The sequence below is a fragment of the Streptomyces sp. LX-29 genome, assembly GCF_029541745.1.
Lineage (GTDB): Bacteria > Actinomycetota > Actinomycetes > Streptomycetales > Streptomycetaceae > Streptomyces.
In genome coordinates, this window is sequence record NZ_CP089746.1 from 6,404,625 (window position 1) to 6,423,368 (window position 18,744).

Genomic DNA, 18,744 nt, shown 5'->3' on the forward strand with positions numbered 1-18,744 from the left:
CCGGACGGGTGACAACAGGGTCGTCCGAGTGAAACGGGGGAGTCGTGTTCGGAATCGTACGGCCTTGTCAGCACCGCATGTCCGCCGGGCTGCGCACCGAGTGGATGGCGCATCTGTGCGGACTGTGCCTGGCGCTACGGGGAGCACAGGGGCAGTTCGCCCGCGTGGCCACGAACTATGACGGACTGGTCATCTCCGTGCTGGTGGAGGCGCAGTCGGAGCGCACCGGCGGCTGGCGGCGCACCGCCGGCCCCTGTCCGCTGCGCGGGATGCGCACCGCGCCGGTGGCCCAGGGTGAGGGCGCGCGGCTGGCCGCGACCGTCTCCCTGGTGCTGGCCTCGGCCAAGGTGCGCGACCACGTCGTCGACCGGGACGGGCTGCTGGCCCGCCGCCCGGTCGCCGCGGCCGCCCGCAAAGTCGCCCGTAAGTGGGACCTGGCAGGAGCGCGTACCGGTGCCGGACTCGGCTTCGACACCGCCGTGCTGCTCGACGCGGTCGGGCGGCAGACGGAGGTCGAGAGCGCGGCGGGCCTCGGCACGTCGCTGCTGCACATCACCGAGCCCACCGAGACGGCGACCGCGGCCGCCTTCGGTCACACCGCCGTGCTGGCCGGGAAGCCCGGCAACCGCGCGCCCCTGGAGGAGGCGGGCCGCCTCTTCGGGCGCCTCGCCCATCTGCTCGACGCGGTCGAGGACCTCGCCGACGACGCCAAGTCCGGGGCGTGGAACCCGATCGCGGCCACCGGCACCGATCTCGCCGAGGTGCGCCGGCTGTGCGACGACGCGGTGCACGGGGTGCGGTTGGCGCTGCGCGAGGTGGAGTTCGCCGGGGAGGGGGCCGGGAAGCTGGCGCACATGCTGCTCGCGCACGAGCTGCGGCACGCGGTCGACCGGGCCTTCGGCCCCACCTGCTCGCACCAGCACCCCGGCCCCGGCAACCCGTACCAGCAGCGGGGCGGCTACGGGGATCCGTACGCCGGTCAGCAGGGCGGCGCGTACGGGGATCCGTACGCGGCGCAGCAGGGCAACCCGTACGCCGGCGGTCCGTACGGTCAGCAGCCCGGCGGCTACGGCAACCCGTACGCCGGAGGTCCCCACGGCGGCGGTCCGCAGGGCCCCGGCGGTCCCTACGGACCGGGCGGGCCGGGCGGCCCCGGTGGGCCGGGGGGTCCCCACGGAGCACCCCACGGGCCGCACGACCCCTACCCCCGCAAGCGCGGCACGATCGCCGGCTGCGCCGTCTGGCTGGGGCTGTTCTGCACCTGCCAGGTGTGCTGCCGGGAGAAGTACGACGACCCGTGGCGCAAGAACAAGAAGCGCGAGGGCTGGTGCCACAACTGCGACTGCGGCTGCGGCGGCTGCGACTGCTGCTGCCCCTGCGACGGCTGCTGACCCCGGCGAGCCCGCGCGCCGGGGTCACCTCCGCCCGACCCCGGCCCGCAGCCGCTCGGTGCTCCCGCCGGTGAGCGGGGAACCGTGACGCGAAAGAGTGGCGAGCCCCACCGGGTCGGTGCTCCGTCCGACGGGGTGACCCGAGGGGATGGGCAGGTGGCCCCGGTGAGCCTGGCGTGGCTCCCCCGGGGCCGTGTCGACGCCGGCCCAGGGCCCCGAGCGCGGGGCGCGCTCGCCGTGCGGTCGGCGAACACCCGGCGGGTCACGCGGTCTTGCGGACGACTGTTGAGTGCGCGAATACTTCCGGCAGCGCTTGTCAGGGTCACGACGGAAAGGAGGTCGCTCCACCCCCCTGGCTGCGCCTCACGGGCCCGCCCCACCCAAGCGGACCCCCGATTCCCTCGGAGGAAGAGTTGAGGATCAAGCGCAACACCCCCCGCAGCGCACGTACCCCCCGAACCCGACTGATCACCGCGTCCGCCGTGCTGGCGGCCGCGTCCGTGCTGGCCGTCCCGGCCGCCGCCAACGCCGGCGACGGCGCCGCGCCGCGCACCTTCACGGCCGCCGAGGCCAAGGCGGCGAGCGCCGGCGTGCTGAAGGCCGACGTCGCGGGCACCGCCTGGTACACCGACTCCACGACCAACACCCTGGTGGTCACCGCGGACTCCACCGTGACCTCCGCCGAGATAGCCGAGATCAGGAGAGCGGCGGGCGACAGCGCCGACGCGATACGCGTCAAGCGCACGCCCGGCACCATCCAACGGCTGATATCCGGCGGCGACGCCATCTACGCCAGCAGCTGGCGTTGCTCGCTGGGCTTCAACGTCCGCGACAGCCGCGGTGCCAACTACCTCGTGACCGCGGGACACTGCACCGACGGCGCCGGGACCTGGTACTCCAACTCCGGCCGCACCACGGTCGTCGGCCCGACCGCCGGATCCAGCTTCCCGGTCAACGACTACGGGCTGGTCCGCTACAGCGGCTCCGTCCAGCCCCAGGGCACGGTCGGCGGCCAGGACATCACCCGCGCCGCCGACCCGACCGTCGGGCAGTCGGTGACCCGCCGCGGCAGCACCACCGGCACCCACAGCGGGCGCGTCACCGCGCTCAACGCGACGGTCAACTACGGCAACGGCGATGTCGTCTACGGCATGATCCAGACGACGGTCTGCGCCGAGCCCGGCGACAGCGGCGGCCCGCTGTACTCCGGCTCCACCGCACTGGGCCTGACCTCCGGCGGCAGCGGCAATTGCTCCTCCGGTGGGACGACCTTCTTCCAGCCGGTCGTCGAGGCCCTGAACGCGTACGGCGTCAAGGTCTGGTGATCGCGGCGCGCGTGTGACGGGCGCGCGTCCCGAGGCACGACCCGCGGCCGGCGGTACGGCGGCCCCGCCCGATGCGTCGGGCGGGGCCGCTCCGCGTCCCGACGCCGAGGGCCCCGCCGGGCGCTCCGGCCCGGCGGGGCCCGGCGGCGCGGCTTTCCGGAGCGCCTTCCTCGGTCCCTTCCTCCACCTGCCCACCGTGCGAGCTCGGGACTATCGTGGACATCAGGCCCTTCAAGGGGCATCGCTCGCGATACGGACGGGCAGGTGGCCGTGATGTTCGAGGAGCTGATGGCCGCCGGGGTCGCGGCGGCGGCCTGCGGGGCCGTCTACGTCGCGGCTGCGGCGCGCGTGATCAAGCAGTACGAGCGCGGGGTGGTCTTCCGGCTCGGGAGGCTGCGCTCGGCTGTCCGAGGCCCGGGATTCACCATGATCGTCCCCCTGGTCGACCGGCTCCACAAGATCAATATGCAGATCGTGACGATGCCGGTGCCCGCCCAGGAGGGCATCACTCGCGACAACGTCACGGTGCGGGTCGACGCGGTGGTCTACTTCAAGGTCGTCGACGCGGCGGACGCGCTGATCAGGGTCGAGGACTACCGCTTCGCGGTCTCGCAGATGGCCCAGACCTCGCTGCGCTCCATCATCGGCAAGAGCGAGCTCGACGATCTGCTGTCCAACCGGGAGAAGCTCAACCAGGGCCTGGAGCTGATGATCGACAGTCCGGCGATGGGCTGGGGCGTCAGCGTCGACCGCGTCGAGATCAAGGACGTCTCGCTGCCGGAGACGATGAAGCGCTCCATGGCGCGGCAGGCCGAGGCCGATCGCGAGCGGCGGGCCCGAGTCATCAACGCGGACGCGGAGTTGCAGGCGTCCAGGAAGCTCGCGGATGCGGCCAAGCAGATGGCCGACACCCCCTCCGCGCTCCAACTGCGGCTGCTCCAGACGGTGATGGCGGTGGCCGCGGAGAAGAACTCCACGCTGGTGCTGCCCATCCCGGTGGAGCTGCTGCGCTTCCTGGAGAAGAACGCCGAGAACGCCGGGCAGGCGGCGGACCAGGCCAAGCGGGCCGCGGAGCGGGCCGGCGCGTCGACCCCGGGTGGGCCGGCGGCGGACTCCGCGCCGGCCCCGACCCCGGCCGTGGAGTCGCCGGCCGAACCGCCGGCGGTCGCGCCGGCGGCGGTCGACTCCCCGACCGTCGAGGCCATGGAGGCCGCCGATGCCGCGGGGGTGGACCGGCGCTCCGTCGACCCCGCGGCCGAGCGGGATTCCGGAAGCGGAACGACTATTACCGGACAGTTGTCCTGAGCGTCGGCCGTCCACCCGGCGATCGACCCCACCCGCTCACCCTCGCCCCTTTCGTCGCTGACGTGCCCGAAACGGGCGCGTTGGCCTCCGCGGGCGCTCCCGGACACGGATGAGCGCGTCGTGAACACGACCTTGTGTGCGCCGGACGGGCCTCGAAATACTCGGCGAGGCACTTGGCATGGACGCGCCCCGGGGGAAGAGCCGGGGGGTCGGTCCCTGCCCTATCCGCCCTCCGGGCCGACGGCACCCCACTGCCTGGTCCCACCCCCCACTGGAGGTTCGCGAGTTGAAGAAGCGACGCATAGCCGACCGGTGTGCCGTCACCGCCGGAGTGGGTCTGGCCGTCCTCGCGGTCACGGCCGGGCTCGCCCTGTCCAGCGCCAGCGCGGCGCCGCTGGCGCGGCCCGGGTCCGTCTCGGGTGTCGAGGCCGGAGAGCTCGCCGCCGACCTCCGGGTCGCCCTCGAGGGCGACGCGGCGGGTGCCTACTACGACGCCACCACCGGGCGGCTCGTGGTCAACGTCGTCGACGGCCCGGATGCCGTCCGGGTGCGGGAGGCCGGGGCGGTGGCCAGGACGGTCACGTACACGCTGGCCCAACTCGACGCCACGCGCTCGGAGTTACGACGGAAGGTCGACATCCCGGGCACCTCCTGGGCGGTGAACCCCAAGGCCAACAAGGTCGTCGTCACCGCCGACCGCACGGTCGGGGACGCCGGGCTGGCCCGCCTCACCCGGGCGGCGCGCGGCTACGGCGACAAGGTCGAGGTGCGCCGCTCGGCGGGGAGGTTCGACCGCTTCCTGCGGGACGGCGACCCCATCCACACCGAGGACGGGCGCTGCTCGCTGGGCTTCAACGTGGTCGACGGGGACGGCACCCCGTACTTCCTGACCGCCGGGCACTGCACGGACGGCAGCGGCGCCTGGTCGGACGCGAGGGGTCGGGTGATCGGGGACACGGCAGGCAGCAGTTTCCCCGGCGACGACTACGGGATCGTCCGCTACCGGCCGGGCGTCGAGCACCCGAGCGAGGTGAACCTCCACGACGGCTCGGCGCGGTCCATCACACGCGCGGCCGACGCCTACGTCGGGGAGCGGGTCTGGCGGAGCGGCAGCACCACCGGGCTGCACCAGGGCGAGGTCGTGGACCTGGATGTGACGGTCCAGTACCCGCAGGGCATCGTCGAGGGGCTGATCCAGACCACCGTCTGCGCCGAGCCCGGCGACAGCGGCGGCTCGCTCTTCGACGGCGACGCCGCGCTGGGGCTGACCTCCGGTGGCAGCGGCGACTGCTCCTCCGGCGGCGAGACCTTCTTCCAGCCGGTGGCGGAGCCGCTGGCGGCCTACGGCGTCACCATCGGCTGACCGGCGCGGCCCGACCCCCTGGCGGCGCGGGGGTGTGGCCCTGAGACGGAGAGGCCCCGGCCGGCGGGGAGCCTCCGAAAAACGGGAAGGCCCCCGGACACCCCTCTTGTGTCCGGGGGCCTTCTCATGCCTGAGGAGGCTGCGCCCGTGCGTTCCGACGTCGGGTCAGAACTCGAAGACCAGCGACTTCTGCAGGGAGTTCCGCATCACGCAGGAGTTCGGGAAGGTGTGCTCGTAGCTGACCCGGCTGCCGTCCCAGACGCCCTGGGCGGTCACGACGATGGGTCGGTACTCCTTGGTGCAGAACGCGCCCTGCGGTTCCGCCAGCGTCAGCTGGTCGAACTGGCCGTCGATGGCGGCGAGCTCGGCGCACGCCTCGCGCGGGGCCGGGTGGGTCCCGCTGAACGAGGGCCGGCAGTTGAGCGTCACCGCGCGCTGCACGGCGGTGGAGGCGGCGTCCTCTCCCTGCCCGACGGTGAGCACCAGCGCCGACGGCGCGTACAGGCTCTGCGGTTGTGCGGGTGACGCGCTCGCGACCCCGCTGGTCACCACCAGGCAACTCGTCGTCGCCGCGGCAGCCAGGCCGATCGCTCCAGCGATCTTCCGCATTCCGAACACTCCCTTGTTTCGTGGTTGACCAGATACCGGACGGGAGTCTTGCCCAAGTGGGCGCAAAGCGCACTTTGATCGATCAGTTTCCGGTCACTAAATGTGGTCGCACGGTGGCTCGTCGTGTCAACGATAGGGCTGGACGCGCCCCCGGCGCACGCCCCCGACCTGCGTCGGTGCGTCGGGGGCGTGCGCCGGGGGCGGCGGAACAGGCTCGACCGGAAAGCAGTGCCTCTTCGATGGGTCAGGCGGTGATTTCGCCGGCGATTCGGCGCTGTTTCAACAATATTTCCTGCCGTCAGGCGCTCGGTCGCAGCGCGACCCGCGCGACCGTCCCCACCTCCAGAGCGACCCAGAGGGCGCCGTCCGGGCCCACCGTGAGGCCGTGCGGCTCGGCCGACGGGGTGGGCAGGTCGTATACCCGGACCTCTCCCTCCGGGGTGACGTGCCCGACGCGGCCGCTGCCCCACTCGGTGAACCAGCAGCCGCCGGCGGGGCCGGCGACGATGGCGTGCGGCCGGGCCGTGCGGTCCGGGAGCGGGAACTCGGTGATCTCGCCGTCGGTGGTGATCCGGCCGACCTGCCCGGCGCCGATCTCCACGAACCACAGCGCCCCGTCGGTCCCGGCCGCGATGCCCACGGGCGCCGCGCCGTCGGTGGGCAGCGGATGGAGCGCGACGGTCCCGTCCAGGCCGATGCGGCCGATGGCGTTCGCCTGGTTGAGGGCGAACCAGAGGGCGCCGTCGGGGCCCGCGGTGATCGCCGAGGGGAAGCCGCCGTCAGGCAGCGGGAACTCGGTGATCTCGCCGTCGGTGGTGATCCGGCCGATCCGGCCGGCGTTCGCCTCGGTGAACCACAGCGCCCCGTCCGGGCCCGTCACGATGCCGAACGGCCCGCACTCCGGCGTGGGCAGGTCGAACGAGGTGATCTCGCCGTCGGTGGTGATCCGGCCGATGCGATGGTCCCGGTAGCGGGTGAACCACAACGCCCCGTCCGGACCGGGGGTGATGACCGTCGGCCCGCTCTCGGTCGCCCCCAGCTCATGGGCGGTGAACCCGCCGTCCGGGGTCAGTCGGGCGATCCGCCCCGCCCGCACCAGCGTCAGCCAGAGGGCGCCGTCGGGGCCGGTGGTCAGGGCGTACGGCCCGGCTTCGGGGCCGCCGGCCGGGATCTCCCGTATCTCGGGGTGGTCGTGCCCCGTGGTCTCGGGGTGGTCGTGGTGCATGGGGGAAGCGGTGTCATGTGTCGTCATCGGCGCCACCCTGACCGTTGCCGCGCGGACGCGCAAGTGCTTTTCCGGGTGGGCGCCTGACGTCCCGTCGACTCAGCGAAGCACCAGGTCAGGGCCGGGGTTTCGGCGGCCGCGCACCGCGGCGGAGACCAGGGTGAGCACCACCCCGGCGGCCGCCCAGGTGTAGAGCACCAGCAGCGGTCTGGTCGTCGCGTGCCCGTGGAAGTACGCGATCGACCGGGTGGTCCAGGTGCCCGCGCCCGGCGGCAGGGCCGGCCCGACGGCCCGCCAGAGGTCGGGGAGGAGAGGATACGGATACGCGCCGCCCGAGCCGGGGTTGCCGATCACGATCACCGCCAGCATCGCGAGGCCGATGCCGACGACGCCGGCGAGCCCCTGGAGGGCCAGGGTCGCCGCGCCGACCGCGAAGACCAACAGCGCGCCCAGCCCCCACAGCGGGAGCAGCGCGCCCGGCAGCGCGTGCAGCCACGGCCCCACGATCGCCGCGCCGGTCAGGCCCGCCACGGCCGCGTACAGCGCCATCGCGCCGAGCCGGGCGAGCGCGCGGCGCGGGTTGGCCGGCCGGACGCCATGGCTGACGGCGAGCATCGCCGCGCCCAGGCAGCCGCCCACGCACCAGCCGAGGACCAGGTAGAACGGGGTCAGCCCGCGCGCGTCCCGCTTGCCCGCGGGGACCAGGTCGACGACCCGCACGCTCCGCCGCTGCGTCGCCTCCGCTGTGCCGACCGCCTGCGAGACGGCGTCGGAGAGCGAGGCGCCGGCGGCGCCGGCGACGAACAGCCGGTCGGTGTTCGAGCGCGGATCGACCACCAGCGCGGCGTCGACGATCCGCCGTTCGACCTGACGTATCGCCTTGGCCTCGGTGGAGGCCGCGCGGGCCGCGAACGGCCGTCCCGGCAGTCCGTTGAGCCGCTCCACCATCTGGCCGCGGAGCTGCTGGGGCGCGACGGTGGCCAGGGCGACCCGATGTGGCCGGGGCTGGTGGAAGGCGCCCACGTAGGAGGCGATGAACGCGAGCTGGAGCAGCAGGGCGCCGAGCACCAGCAGCGCGGCGCGGCCCGTCACCCCGTTTCCGCTCCCGTCGGTGAAGGACACGTGGGGGCTGGAGCTCGTCCCGGTGCTCGTCCCGGTGCTCGACGAGATGCCTATCGAGGTGCCTATCGGGGCCATGCGCGTGCTCCTCGCCACGCCGTGTGGGGCGCATCTGGGGGCGTATGGGGGTGCGGGTGGTCCGTGCCCTCCATGGTGGGCGGGCGGTGGCGGCCGCGCAGGCGGCGTGGTCCGTTCAGGCGACCCGGGCAGGCGCGGGGGGAGGAGGCGGATGAGGCGGAGGAGATGGTTCCGCGCTCGTACGAATGTTCGATGATTGGTCTATGGTGGGAACAGGAAGGCCGAGCAGGGCAGGTCAGGGGGTGGACACGTACGAAGCGGCAGTGGGAGGTGCGGATGCCGGGCTTCACGCATCTGCGCACCGCCTCCGGGTTCTCGATGCGGTACGGAGCCGCGCACCCGGAGCGGCTGGCGCGGTGCGCCGCCGAGCGGGGCATGGACGCGCTCGCGCTGACCGACCGCGACAGCCTCGCCGGGGCGGTTCGCTTCGCCAAGGCGGCCGCCGCCGCCGGAGTGCGGCCGCTGTTCGGCGTCGACCTGGCGGTGCGCGAAGACCTGGCCGGAGACCCGGCCGCGGACCCGGCCGCGGACCCGGCCGTCCGGGGCGGCTCCCCCACGGGGGCGCGGCGCCGCACACCGGCGCGCGGCGGGGCGTTCCTCGACGAGTCCGCTCCGCGCGCGGTCTTCCTCGCGAGGGACGGCGCGGCCGGCTGGGCCGCGCTGTGCGGCCTGGTCTCGGCGGCGCACGCCGGCCCGACGGAGGGCCCGCGGAGCCCCGCCCCCGTCCCGCTGCTGCACTGGGCGGACCTGGCGGGCGCGGCCGCCGCGGCGCGCGCCCCGCTGACCGTGCTGCTCGGCCCCGACTCGGACGTCGGCCGGGCGCTCGCCGCCGGCCGCCCCGACCTGGCCCTCCGCCCGCTGGCGCGGTGGCGCGAGCTGTTCGGCGCCGACGCGCTGCGGCTGGAGGCGGTCTGGCACGGCCGCACCGGCACCGGCCCCGGCTCGCTGCGGCTCGCCGCCCGCACCGTCGGCTTCGCCGCCGACCAGGGTCTGCGGGCCGTGCTCAGCAACGCCGTCCGCTACGCCGACCCCGGACAGGGCCCGGTCGCCGATGTGCTGGACGCCGCCCGCCGACTGGTGCCCGTCGACCCGCGCCGCCCCGAGGCGCTGGACGGCGGGGAGCGCTGGCTCAAGGGCACACGGGAGATGACACGGATCGCCGAGCGGATCGCGGAGGCCGCCGGGGACCGCCGGGCCGCCGCACGGCGACTGCTGGAGGAGACCGCGCGCACCGCCGCCGAGTGCCGCGTCGACCCCACCGCCGACCTGGGCATCGGCGGCATCCACTTCCCCGAGCCGCACCTGGTCGGCGCCGACCGGCGGGGCGCCGCGCGGGTGCTGCGCTCGCGCTGCGCCGCCGCCATGGTGCTGCGGGGCTACGACCGCGACGCGCGGCGGTTGCGGCGACTGGAGGACGAGCTGCGCACCATCGAACGGCTCGGCTACGCCAGCTACTTCCTCACCGTCGCCCAGGTCGTCGACGACACCCGCGCGCTGGGCATCCGGGTCGCCGCCCGCGGCTCGGGCGCCGGCTCGTTCGTCAACCACCTGCTGGGGATCGCCCACGCGGACCCGGTCGAGCACGGTCTGCTGATGGAGCGCTTCCTGTCGGTGCGCCGGGCCGCCCTCCCCGACATCGACATCGACGTCGAGTCCGCGCGCCGCCTGGACGTCTACCGCGCGATCTTCGACCGCTTCGGGGCGGAGCGGGTGGCGACCGTCGCGATGCCCGAGACCTACCGGGTGCGCCACGCGGTACGGGACGTGGGCGCCGCCCTGGGCATGGACCCGGCCGAGGTGGACCGGCTCGCCAAGTCCTTCCCGCACATCCGCGCCCGGGACGCGCGGGCGGCGCTGGTCGAGCTGCCCGAGCTGCGAGAGGTGGCGGCGGAGTCGCGCCGTAAGGGCTACGACCGGCTGTGGAGCCTGGTGGAGGCGCTGGACGGGCTGCCGCGCGGGATCGCCATGCACCCGTGCGGCGTGCTGCTCTCGGACGCCGGGCTGCTGGCCCGCACCCCCGTCGTGCCCACCAGCGGCGAGGGCTTCCCCATGGCGCAGTTCGACAAGGACGACGTGGAGGACCTCGGTCTGCTCAAGCTGGACGTGCTCGGTGTGCGGATGCAGTCCGCGATGGCGCACGCCGCGCGGGAGATCGAGCGGGTCACCGGCCAGGCCCTGGACCTGGACGACCCGGCGCAGGTGCCGCCCGGCGACCGTGACACCTACGAGCTGATCCGCTCCGCCGAGACGCTCGGCTGCTTCCAGATCGAGTCGCCGGGCCAGCGCGACCTGGTCGGGCGGCTGCAACCCACCACCTTCCACGACCTGGTCGTGGACATCTCGCTGTTCCGGCCCGGCCCGGTCGCGGCCGACATGGTGCGCCCCTTCATCGAGGCGCGGCACGGCCGCCGCCCGCCGCGCTACCCGCACCCGGACCTGGCGTACACGCTGCGCGAGACCTACGGCGTCGTCGTCTTCCACGAGCAGATCATCAACATCCTCGCCACCATGACCGGCTGCGAGCGCGACCTGGCGGACGAGGCGCGGCGCGCCCTGTCCAGCCCCGAGCGGCAGAGCCGGGTGCGGGCCTGGTTCTGGGAGCGTGGGACGCGGCGCGGCTACGACCGGGAGGTGCTGACGCGCACCTGGGAGATCGTCGAGGCGTTCGGCAGCTACGGCTTCTGCAAGGCGCACGCCGTCGCGTTCGCCGTGCCGACGTACCAGTCCGCCTGGCTCAAGGCCCACCACCCGGCGGCCTTCTACGCCGGGCTGCTCACCCACGACCCCGGGATGTACCCCAAGCGGCTGCTGCTGGCGGACGCGCGGCGGCGCGGGGTGCCGATCCTGCCGTTGGACGTGAACCGCTCCGACACCGCCTATCGGATCGAACTGATGTCCGGTTCGGGTGTCGGCGGCGGGCCCGGTGGTCCGGGGCGCCTCGGCATCCGGATGGCGCTGAGCGAGGTGCACGGCATCAGCGAGGCGGAGGCCGGCCGGATCATCGCCGGACAGCCGTACACCTCGCTCCAGGACCTGTGGCGGCGCGCCCACCCCGGGCGACCGGTCGCCGAACGACTCGCGAACGTGGGCGCGCTGGACGCCTTCGGCGCCAACCGCCGCGAGCTGCTCCTGCGCATCGCCGAGCTGCACCGACAGCAGACGTCCGGGCGGCGCGGCGCCACCGGCGCGGGCCAGCTCCCGCTCGCCGAGGCCATGTCGCCGGCCCCCGCCGGCCTGCCCGACCTGGACGAGCGGGAGCGGCTCGGCGCCGAGCTCGGCGTCCTCGGCATGGACGTCTCCCGTCACCTGATGGGCGACCACCAGGGGTTCCTGGAGGAGCTGGGGGTGACATCGGCGCGGCGGCTGCGCGGGGCGCGGCACGGGGAGACGGTGCTGGTCGCCGGGGCCAAGGCGGCCACCCAGACGCCGCCGGTACGCTCCGGCCGCCGGGTCATCTTCACCACCCTCGACGACGGCACCGGCCTGGTCGACCTCGCCTTCTTCGACGACAGCCACGCCGCCTGCGCGCACACCGTCTTCCACTCCTGGCTGCTGCTCGTGCGCGGCGTGGTCCAGCGCCGCGGCCCGCGCAGCCTCAGCGTGGTCGGCTCCGCCGCGTGGAACCTCGCCGAGCTCATCGAGGTGCGGCGCACCGGCGGGCTGGAGCAGGTGGCCGCGCTGCTGGCGCGGCGGCCCCCGGCCGCCGAGGAGGGCGCGGTGGACGAGGCGGCCGCGGCCGCCGGCACGGACCGCCGTATCCACCTGTCCACCGGCTACGAGCTGCACCCCTGGGCCGACCTCCGGCCCGCCGGCGACACCTCGGCCACCGGTCGCAAGCTGTGGCACTCGAGTCCGGGGAGCGCGGGCCGATGACCCACGAGCGATGGTCCGCCGACCCACGCCCCACGGCCCCGGCCGCACCGCCGGTCGGCCGCCCGCCGGCCGCCGACCGGACCCGCGCCGAGGCTCCGGACCTCCGCCACGACCGGCCAGGCCGGCCAGGCGGGCCCGACCGGCCCGTCGGCTCCGGTGCGGACTCCGGCCGTGGTGCGGACTCCGGGCATGGCATGGACTCCGGGCGCGGTGCCGGCTTCGGCCGTGGTGCGGACTTCAGCCGTGGCGCGGACTCCGGGCATGGCATGGACTCCGGGCGCGGTGCCGGCTTCGGCCGTCGTGCGGACTTCAGCCGTGGCGCGGACTCCGGGTGGGAGCGGGCACGGGCCCGTGGGCGCGACGGCGATGTCGAGCGTGGTCGTGAGGGCGCCGGTGGTTCCGGGGCGGCCGTGGTCGCCCCGCTCGACGCGGGCCGTGTCTGGGAGCGGAGCGCCGTCGGCGGCCGTGGCGGCTGGGGCGCGGGGGCCGAGCGGGACGGGGGGCGAGTCCCGGGCCGGGCCCGGAACACCGCTGCCTCTGCCGCCGCCGGTGCCGGCGGCGCCCCGGCGCGGGCGCGCGGTGGCGAGCGCCGTCCGGTCGGTGGGGCGGGGGACCGGCTGCCGGTGCGTTCGGGGCGGGGCGGCGGCGGGCGGACGGAACCCGGGGTGCTCTTCGTGCGCTTCCACCCGACCGGGGACGAGGCGGCGCTGGGGGCCGACACCTACCAGGCGCTGCTGGGACTGCTGGCCGGGGTGACACCGATCGTGGAGGCGCTGCCGCCCGACGCGGCGCTCGTCGACGTCAGCGGGGCGCTGCGCTACTTCGGTCGGGACGCGATCGGGCTGGCCGGGATCGTACGGGTGCGGGCGCTGGCCCGGTACGGCGTGGACTGCACCATCGGGGTGGCCGCCAACCCGCTGCTCGCCCGGATGGCCGCCGCCGACAGCCCGCGCGGGGCGATCCGCGCCGTGCCCGCCGATCCGGACGCGGTCGCCGCCTTCCTCGCGCCCAAGCCCGCCGCCGCGCTGCACGGCGTCGGCCCGGCCACCGCCCGCGCCCTGGGCGCGTACGGCCTGGACAGCGTGGAGCGGATCGCGGCCACCCCGCTGCCCACCCTGCAGCGCATCCTGGGCGCGGCCGCCGGCCGCCGGGTCTACGAGGGCGCGCACGGCCTCGACCCGGCGCAGGTCACTCCGAACGCCCCGGCGCGCGCGATGGCTCTGGAACACCGCTTCGAGCTGGACGAACTGGACCCGGTGCGGCGGCGCCGGGCGCTGCTCGCCCTGACCCACCGGCTGGGCGCCGCCATGCGCCGGGAGCGGCAGGCGGCCACCGCGCTCACCCTGACCGTCCGCTACGCCGACCGCTCCACGACCACCCGCGGTCACACCCTGCCCGAGCCCACCGCCCACACCCCGGCCCTGACCGCCGCCGCCTACCGGTTGCACGAGGCCCTCGGGCTGCAACGCGCCCGCGTCCGCTCGCTCGCGCTCCGCGCGGATCTCACCGACGCCCGGCGCGCCGTCCAGCAGCTGACCTTCGACCCGCTGGACGCCCGCCGTCGACGCGTCGAGGCCGCCATGGACCGCGCCGAGGCCCGCTACGGGACGGGCGCGGTCGGGCCCGCCGCCACCTACCGCCGCCGAAGCGCGTTAGCAGCGGCGGAAGGCGTAGCCCTCCTCGCCCGCCGGCCGCACGTCCAGGTCCCGGCTCACGATGGACAGCCGCCCTCCCCAGGCGGCGCACGCCTTCCGGAAGTCCGCGTCGCTGTACTCGATGACGAAGACGCGGTCGCGGTACGCCTCCGCGTACTCCTCGCACTCGTCGTAGCGGCCGCACTCCTCCACGACGGCGAAGTCGAAGCCGATCGAGGCGCGTTCGGGCAGCAGCTCGGTGGTGTTCTTCTGACCGATAGCCAGCCCGGCCCGGTGCGCCCGGGCGGCCAGCAGCCGGGCGAAGGCGATGTTGTCGCCCTTGTCGAGCCGGCCGTCGGAGCGCTCGTAGGAGTCGAGGTTGTCGGGCTCCAGGGCCTGGTACCCGCTGCGCGCGCAGCCGTCGATCCACCGGCCGACGATCGCGGCCAGCTCGGTCCGCTTGGCCGCGGTCGAGATGTCGAGGAGCGGCTCGTCCCAGTCCTCGTCGACGATCAACTCCCCGTCGGCGTCGCGTAGCAGCAGCTCGGGGTGGTTCTTCCGCCACCAGCCGACCGCGTCGGGCTGGGCCTGGAAGGTGTTGACGTAGCAGACGTTGTAGGCGCCCTTCGCGGGCGGGGCCGTGCGGTCGCGGGCCACGGCGCGCACCCCGGCGGGCGGCGGGTAGGGGCCGCCGATCTGGTAGTCGAACGCCATGTCGGCGGTGGGCGCCTCGACCACGCGGTCCGCGGCGGGCGGCGCCGTGGTGGAGCTCGGCGGGCGGGTGCGGTCGGAGCCCTCCGACCGGCCGCCGTCGGAGCAGCCGGTGGCCGTCATGGCGAGCGCCAGCACGCCGATCGCGACGGCCGCCGCGCCGGCCGGTCGACGGCGCCGGCGCCCCGCCGGGGCCTCACCCGCCGATCCGCGTTCGCCGTGCGGCGTCCCCGTCCATGCCCGGGTCCCCGTCCGCTCCCGGCTCCGCGCCCGTCCCCGCGCCCGCATCCGCATACCCCCCGTATTCACCGCATCCGTTCCGATAAGGATCAAGATTCCATACGCGCGCCGGGGACGCGCCGCCCGCACCCCGGCGACGCCCCTCGGCGCGGGGTCGGCCGTTCTGCCAGGACAGCGAGAGTTCGGCACCCTGATGGCGATTTCCGGCCCATGGTTCCTGGATGTCCCGTGAGGATTCCGTACGGCTTTCTTCACCAGCCGATGGCTGGATGCGGATGCTACTGACTCGTAAGTTAATTAACGCGCAACACTCTTGTGATCCGGATCGCAGGTGCGCAGCTTTCAACCCCCCATCGAGGAGTTCCTATGAAGCTGCCCTGGAGACGGAACAAGCGATTCCGCGCCATAGTACCGGCGTTGACATTGGCGCTCGTCGGGGCCGTGGCGCCGGTCGCGAGCGCCGCGCCCGCGGCCGGCCCGCAGGCGGAGAGCCGCGGCTCGCAGAGCGTCGGTCAGGACCTGCGGGACGGCGCCAGCCTGAGCGAGGCCGAGGCGGCGCAGGCCCGGTCGGCGGTCGTGGCACAGGTGAACGCCCAGGCCGGCCCCGACCGCGGCTGGAACGACTACTCCTGCAAGCCCTCGGCGAAACACCCTCGCCCGGTCGTCCTCGTCCACGGCACCCTCGGCAACTCCGTGGACAACTGGCTCGGGCTCGCCCCCTACCTCGTCGCCCGCGGCTATTGCGTGTTCTCGCTCGACTACGGCCAACTGCCCGGAGTGCCGCTGTTCTACGGACTCGGCCCCGTCGCCGACTCGGCCAAGCAGCTGTCCAGGTTCGTGGACAAGGTGATCGCCGCCACCGGGAGCTCCAAGGTCGACCTCGTCGGCCACTCCCAGGGCGGGATGATGCCCCGTCACTACCTGAAGTTCCTGGGCGGCGCGGCCAAGGTGAACCACCTGGTCGGGATCGCTCCGACCAACCACGGCACGTCCCTGTCCGGGCTGACCAAGCTGCTGGACTACTTCCCCGGCGCGCGTGACCTCATCGACACCAACGCCCCGGGGCTGACCGACCAGGCCGTCGGGTCGGACTTCCTCAAGCGCCTCAACGAGGGCGGCGACACCGTCCCCGGCGTGGGTTACACCGTCATCGCGACCAAGTACGACCTGGTCGCCACCCCCTACACCACCGGGTTCCTGAACGGTCCGAACGTCAGGAACGTCGTGCTCCAGGACCTCTGTGCGGTCGACCTGTCCGGGCACGTCCTGGCCGCGATGGCCGACCGGCTCGTCTTCCACGAGACCGCCAACGCGCTCGACCCGGCCAACGCCAAGCCGACCAACTGCCTCTCGTTGACCTAGAACCGCCCCCGTGCCCGCCCGAGAGGTCGTATACGACGCGTACGCGACCCCTCGGCGGATTCCGTACGCCGGAAGGCCCCCGGTCGGGGCTCGACGGCGCTCGGGAGGGACGACGGGCCGCCACCCTCCATCGGTGGGGTGGCGGCCCGTCGCGCGTTCCCCTGCCCGTCGCGCGTTCCCATGGCGCGTCGTGGCTTCAGGCGGCGCGTCGTGGGCTCCGGCGGCGCGGGCGCGTCCGCGGCGGCGCGCGCTACTCGACGACGAGCTCGACCTCGACGTTGCCGCGGGTCGCCTTGGAGTACGGGCAGACCTGGTGGGCCTGCTCGATCAGGGCGTGGCCGGTCTCGCCCTGGAGCGCCTCGGGGAGCTCGACGCGCAGCGTGGCCTTGAGGCCGAAGCCGCCGTCCGCCTCGTCCTTGCCGATGCCGACCTCGGCGGTGACCGAGACCTCCGAGGTGTCGACCTTCGCCTGGCGGCCGACCAGGCCCAGCGCGCTGGCGAAGCAGGCGGCGTAGCCGGCGGCGAAGAGCTGCTCCGGGTTGGTGCCCTGGCCGTTCCCGCCCAGCGCCGTGGGCATCGCCAGCGGCAGATCCAGCTGGCCGTCGGAGCTCACGGCCCGACCGTCGCGCCCGCTGGCCGTGGCGACCGCGGTGTACAGAGCGTCCATGGGGACCATCCCTCTTTTCCTCGCTGTGGGGTGCTTGAACAGGAGTGAAGCACACAATTAAGTTGTGCACAACCAAAGGGTAGGCTGGGGGCATGCCTGACCGCCCCGACACCGCCCCGCAGGCCACGGCCGCCGATCTCCCCGACGAAGAGGACCTGCTCCGTCTCGACCTCCAGATCTGCTTCGCGCTGCACGCGGCCTCCCGCGCCTTCGGCGGGGTGTACCGCCAGGTCCTGCGGGACACCGGGCTCACCTACCCGCAGTACCTGGCGATGATGGTGTTGTGGGAGCACGGCGAGATGCCGGTGAAGCGGCTGGGCGACTTCCTGCGACTCGACTCCGGCACCCTGTCGCCGCTGCTCAAGCGGCTGGAGGCGGCCGGTCTGGTGCAGCGGGAGCGCAGCGTGCACGACGAGCGCTCGGTCACCGTGCGGCCGACGGCCGACGGCACGGCGCTGAAGCGGACCGCCCAGGCCGTGCCGCGCAAGGTGATAGGGGCCACCGGCCTGGACGCCGTCGAGATGACCGAGCTGAGGTCACGGCTGCGCCACCTCACGATGGCACTCGACGCGGCCCTGGACGACCTGGAGGAGACGGAGGACTGAGCCGGCCTGCCGCGCGCGGCCCGGTGCTCGCCGTGGGCGCGCGTTCTCTCCGTGGGCGGGGGCATGGCGTTCCGTGGGCGCGCGGGCATGGCGACCTCTCCGTGAGCGGACATGGCGACCTCTCCGTGAGCGCGCGGACATGGCGATCGGCCCTCATCCGCGCACGATGAGGGCCGATCGCCGGTCGAGCACCGCTCGGCCGCGGCCGGACTATGACCGACTACGGCCGGACGGAGACCTGACTACGGCCGGACTACGACCTGACTACGGGGTCGCCGCCCGCGGCTCAGGCGCGGCGGTGCTTGGCCCTCCTGCGCCGCTGCTCGTTCGCGAAGAGCAGCGCGGTCGCCGCGGCCGCCGCGACGGCCGCGGCGCCGCCCATGGACAGCCTGGAGTCGTCGCTGCTGCCGTGCGCGTCGCCCATGCCCATGCCGTCGTGGCGCACCGTGGACTTGTCGGCGCCCGCGGCGATCTGCTTCTCGGTCGGCGCCTTCGCGAGCGGACCCGCCTTCGCGGCCTTGGTGGCCTTGGCGGAGTTACCGAAGACGACGTCCGAGCAGAGGTAGAACGCCTCGGGGCTGTCGGTGCGCTGCCAGATGCCGTAGATCAGATGGCGTCCGGTCCTGGCCGGCACGTTCCCGGAGAAGTGGTAGTAGCCGTCGGGCGCGTTCAGCGTGGTGGGGGTGGTCGCGAACGGCGTCGACTCCAGGTCCGACCACTTCAGCGGCTTGGTCGGGTCATAGCCCGGCTTGGTGAGGTACAGCTCCATGGTGCCGCGGTGCTTGGCCGTGACCCGGTAGCGGAAGTCGTGCTTCCCGGCCGTCAGCCGGCTGGACGGCCAGTCGGTGCGCGGCATGTCCAGGGCCTTGTACTTGTCGCGGCCCGCGCTGCACAGCTTGCCGTCCGGTATCGCCTTGCGGTGCTGGCCGTTGACGGCCGGGAGGTTGACCTCGTTCCAGTCGTACAGCGGCTGGGTGCCGCTCATGGCGACCAGCGCCTTACAGGCCGGGGAGTCCGGGCTCTCGGGGTTCTCCGCGAAACAGGCCGAGATCCGGCTCACCGGGTCGTGCATGGAGCCGTGCGCCCCGGCCGGAACGGCGGGCAGCGCGACGAGTGCGGCCGGCACGATGCCGAGCACGGCGATGCGCGCGGCTTTGCGGCGAGCGTGCATGAAGAAGTCTCCCTCGATGGTGGGGGTGAGAGTGAAGCTGAGGCGGGTGAGGCAGATGGCTACGGC

Annotated in this window: 13 protein-coding genes and 1 pseudogene; 8 read left to right on the forward strand and 6 right to left on the reverse strand. The window is 74.2% G+C overall.

The features are described from left to right. Window positions 1-44 precede the first annotated feature (44 nt). The 4 genes from LRS74_RS27015 (at window position 45) to LRS74_RS27030 (ending at window position 5,384) form a co-directional block, all read left to right on the forward strand. Window positions 45-1,391: a DUF5685 family protein gene (locus tag LRS74_RS27015; protein ID WP_277743425.1), complete on the forward strand. Its 1,347-nt coding sequence runs from the start codon at window positions 45-47 to the stop codon at window positions 1,389-1,391. A gap of 413 nt (window positions 1,392-1,804) precedes the next feature. Further along, window positions 1,805-2,716 carry a S1 family peptidase gene (locus tag LRS74_RS27020; RefSeq protein WP_277743426.1) on the forward strand — a complete coding sequence of 304 codons (912 nt, stop codon included), beginning with the start codon at window positions 1,805-1,807 and terminating at the stop codon, window positions 2,714-2,716. A gap of 273 nt (window positions 2,717-2,989) precedes the next feature. Continuing rightward, entirely contained in the window at window positions 2,990-4,021 is a 1,032-nt protein-coding gene (locus LRS74_RS27025; protein WP_277744962.1) for a slipin family protein, read from the forward strand. A gap of 286 nt (window positions 4,022-4,307) precedes the next feature. Beyond that, window positions 4,308-5,384: a S1 family peptidase gene (locus LRS74_RS27030; protein ID WP_277743427.1), complete on the forward strand. Its 1,077-nt coding sequence runs from the start codon at window positions 4,308-4,310 to the stop codon at window positions 5,382-5,384. A 165-nt stretch (window positions 5,385-5,549) separates the two neighbouring features. Here LRS74_RS27030 and LRS74_RS27035 read toward each other — a convergent pair whose 3' ends face one another. From LRS74_RS27035 to LRS74_RS27045, 3 genes are all read right to left on the reverse strand, one after another. Further along, window positions 5,550-5,993: a subtilase-type protease inhibitor gene (locus tag LRS74_RS27035; protein WP_277743428.1), complete on the reverse strand. Its 444-nt coding sequence runs from the start codon at window positions 5,991-5,993 to the stop codon at window positions 5,550-5,552. A 298-nt stretch (window positions 5,994-6,291) separates the two neighbouring features. Then, window positions 6,292-7,245, reverse strand: a complete 954-nt coding sequence (locus tag LRS74_RS27040) for a virginiamycin B lyase (RefSeq protein ID WP_277743429.1) — start codon at window positions 7,243-7,245, stop codon at window positions 6,292-6,294. 72 nt (window positions 7,246-7,317) lie between these two features. Then, window positions 7,318-8,415, reverse strand: coding sequence for an ABC transporter permease (locus LRS74_RS27045; RefSeq protein WP_277743430.1), 1,098 nt, complete (start codon window positions 8,413-8,415; stop codon window positions 7,318-7,320). 276 nt (window positions 8,416-8,691) lie between these two features. Between LRS74_RS27045 and dnaE the strand changes: the two genes are divergently transcribed. Continuing rightward, window positions 8,692-12,288, forward strand: a complete 3,597-nt coding sequence (gene dnaE, locus LRS74_RS27050; RefSeq protein ID WP_277743431.1) for a DNA polymerase III subunit alpha — start codon at window positions 8,692-8,694, stop codon at window positions 12,286-12,288. Window positions 12,289-12,995: 707 nt separating this feature from the next. Beyond that, window positions 12,996-13,916, forward strand: a pseudogene (locus tag LRS74_RS27055) (hypothetical protein); the annotation flags it as partial. A 24-nt stretch (window positions 13,917-13,940) separates the two neighbouring features. Here LRS74_RS27055 and LRS74_RS27060 read toward each other — a convergent pair. Next, window positions 13,941-14,756, reverse strand: a complete 816-nt coding sequence (locus LRS74_RS27060) for an endo alpha-1,4 polygalactosaminidase (RefSeq protein ID WP_277744963.1) — start codon at window positions 14,754-14,756, stop codon at window positions 13,941-13,943. Between the two features lie 534 nt (window positions 14,757-15,290). On the opposite strand from LRS74_RS27060, the gene LRS74_RS27065 reads away from it, so the two are divergent. Beyond that, window positions 15,291-16,235, forward strand: coding sequence for an alpha/beta fold hydrolase (locus tag LRS74_RS27065; protein WP_277743432.1), 945 nt, complete (start codon window positions 15,291-15,293; stop codon window positions 16,233-16,235). A 250-nt stretch (window positions 16,236-16,485) separates the two neighbouring features. Here the strand turns inward: LRS74_RS27065 and LRS74_RS27070 are convergent, their stop codons facing one another. After that, the gene (locus LRS74_RS27070) at window positions 16,486-16,902 is read right to left on the reverse strand and encodes an organic hydroperoxide resistance protein (protein ID WP_277743433.1); all 417 of its coding nucleotides are present in this window, start codon (window positions 16,900-16,902) and stop codon (window positions 16,486-16,488) included. A 92-nt stretch (window positions 16,903-16,994) separates the two neighbouring features. Between LRS74_RS27070 and LRS74_RS27075 the strand changes: the two genes are divergently transcribed. After that, window positions 16,995-17,507 (forward strand): MarR family transcriptional regulator, encoded by a 513-nt coding sequence (locus tag LRS74_RS27075; RefSeq protein ID WP_277743434.1) that lies wholly within the window; start codon window positions 16,995-16,997, stop codon window positions 17,505-17,507. A 286-nt stretch (window positions 17,508-17,793) separates the two neighbouring features. On the opposite strand, the gene LRS74_RS27080 is transcribed toward LRS74_RS27075, so the two are convergent. Next, complete coding sequence (locus LRS74_RS27080; RefSeq protein ID WP_277743435.1) at window positions 17,794-18,678, reverse strand: lytic polysaccharide monooxygenase; 885 nt, start codon at window positions 18,676-18,678, stop codon at window positions 17,794-17,796. Window positions 18,679-18,744 lie beyond the last annotated feature (66 nt).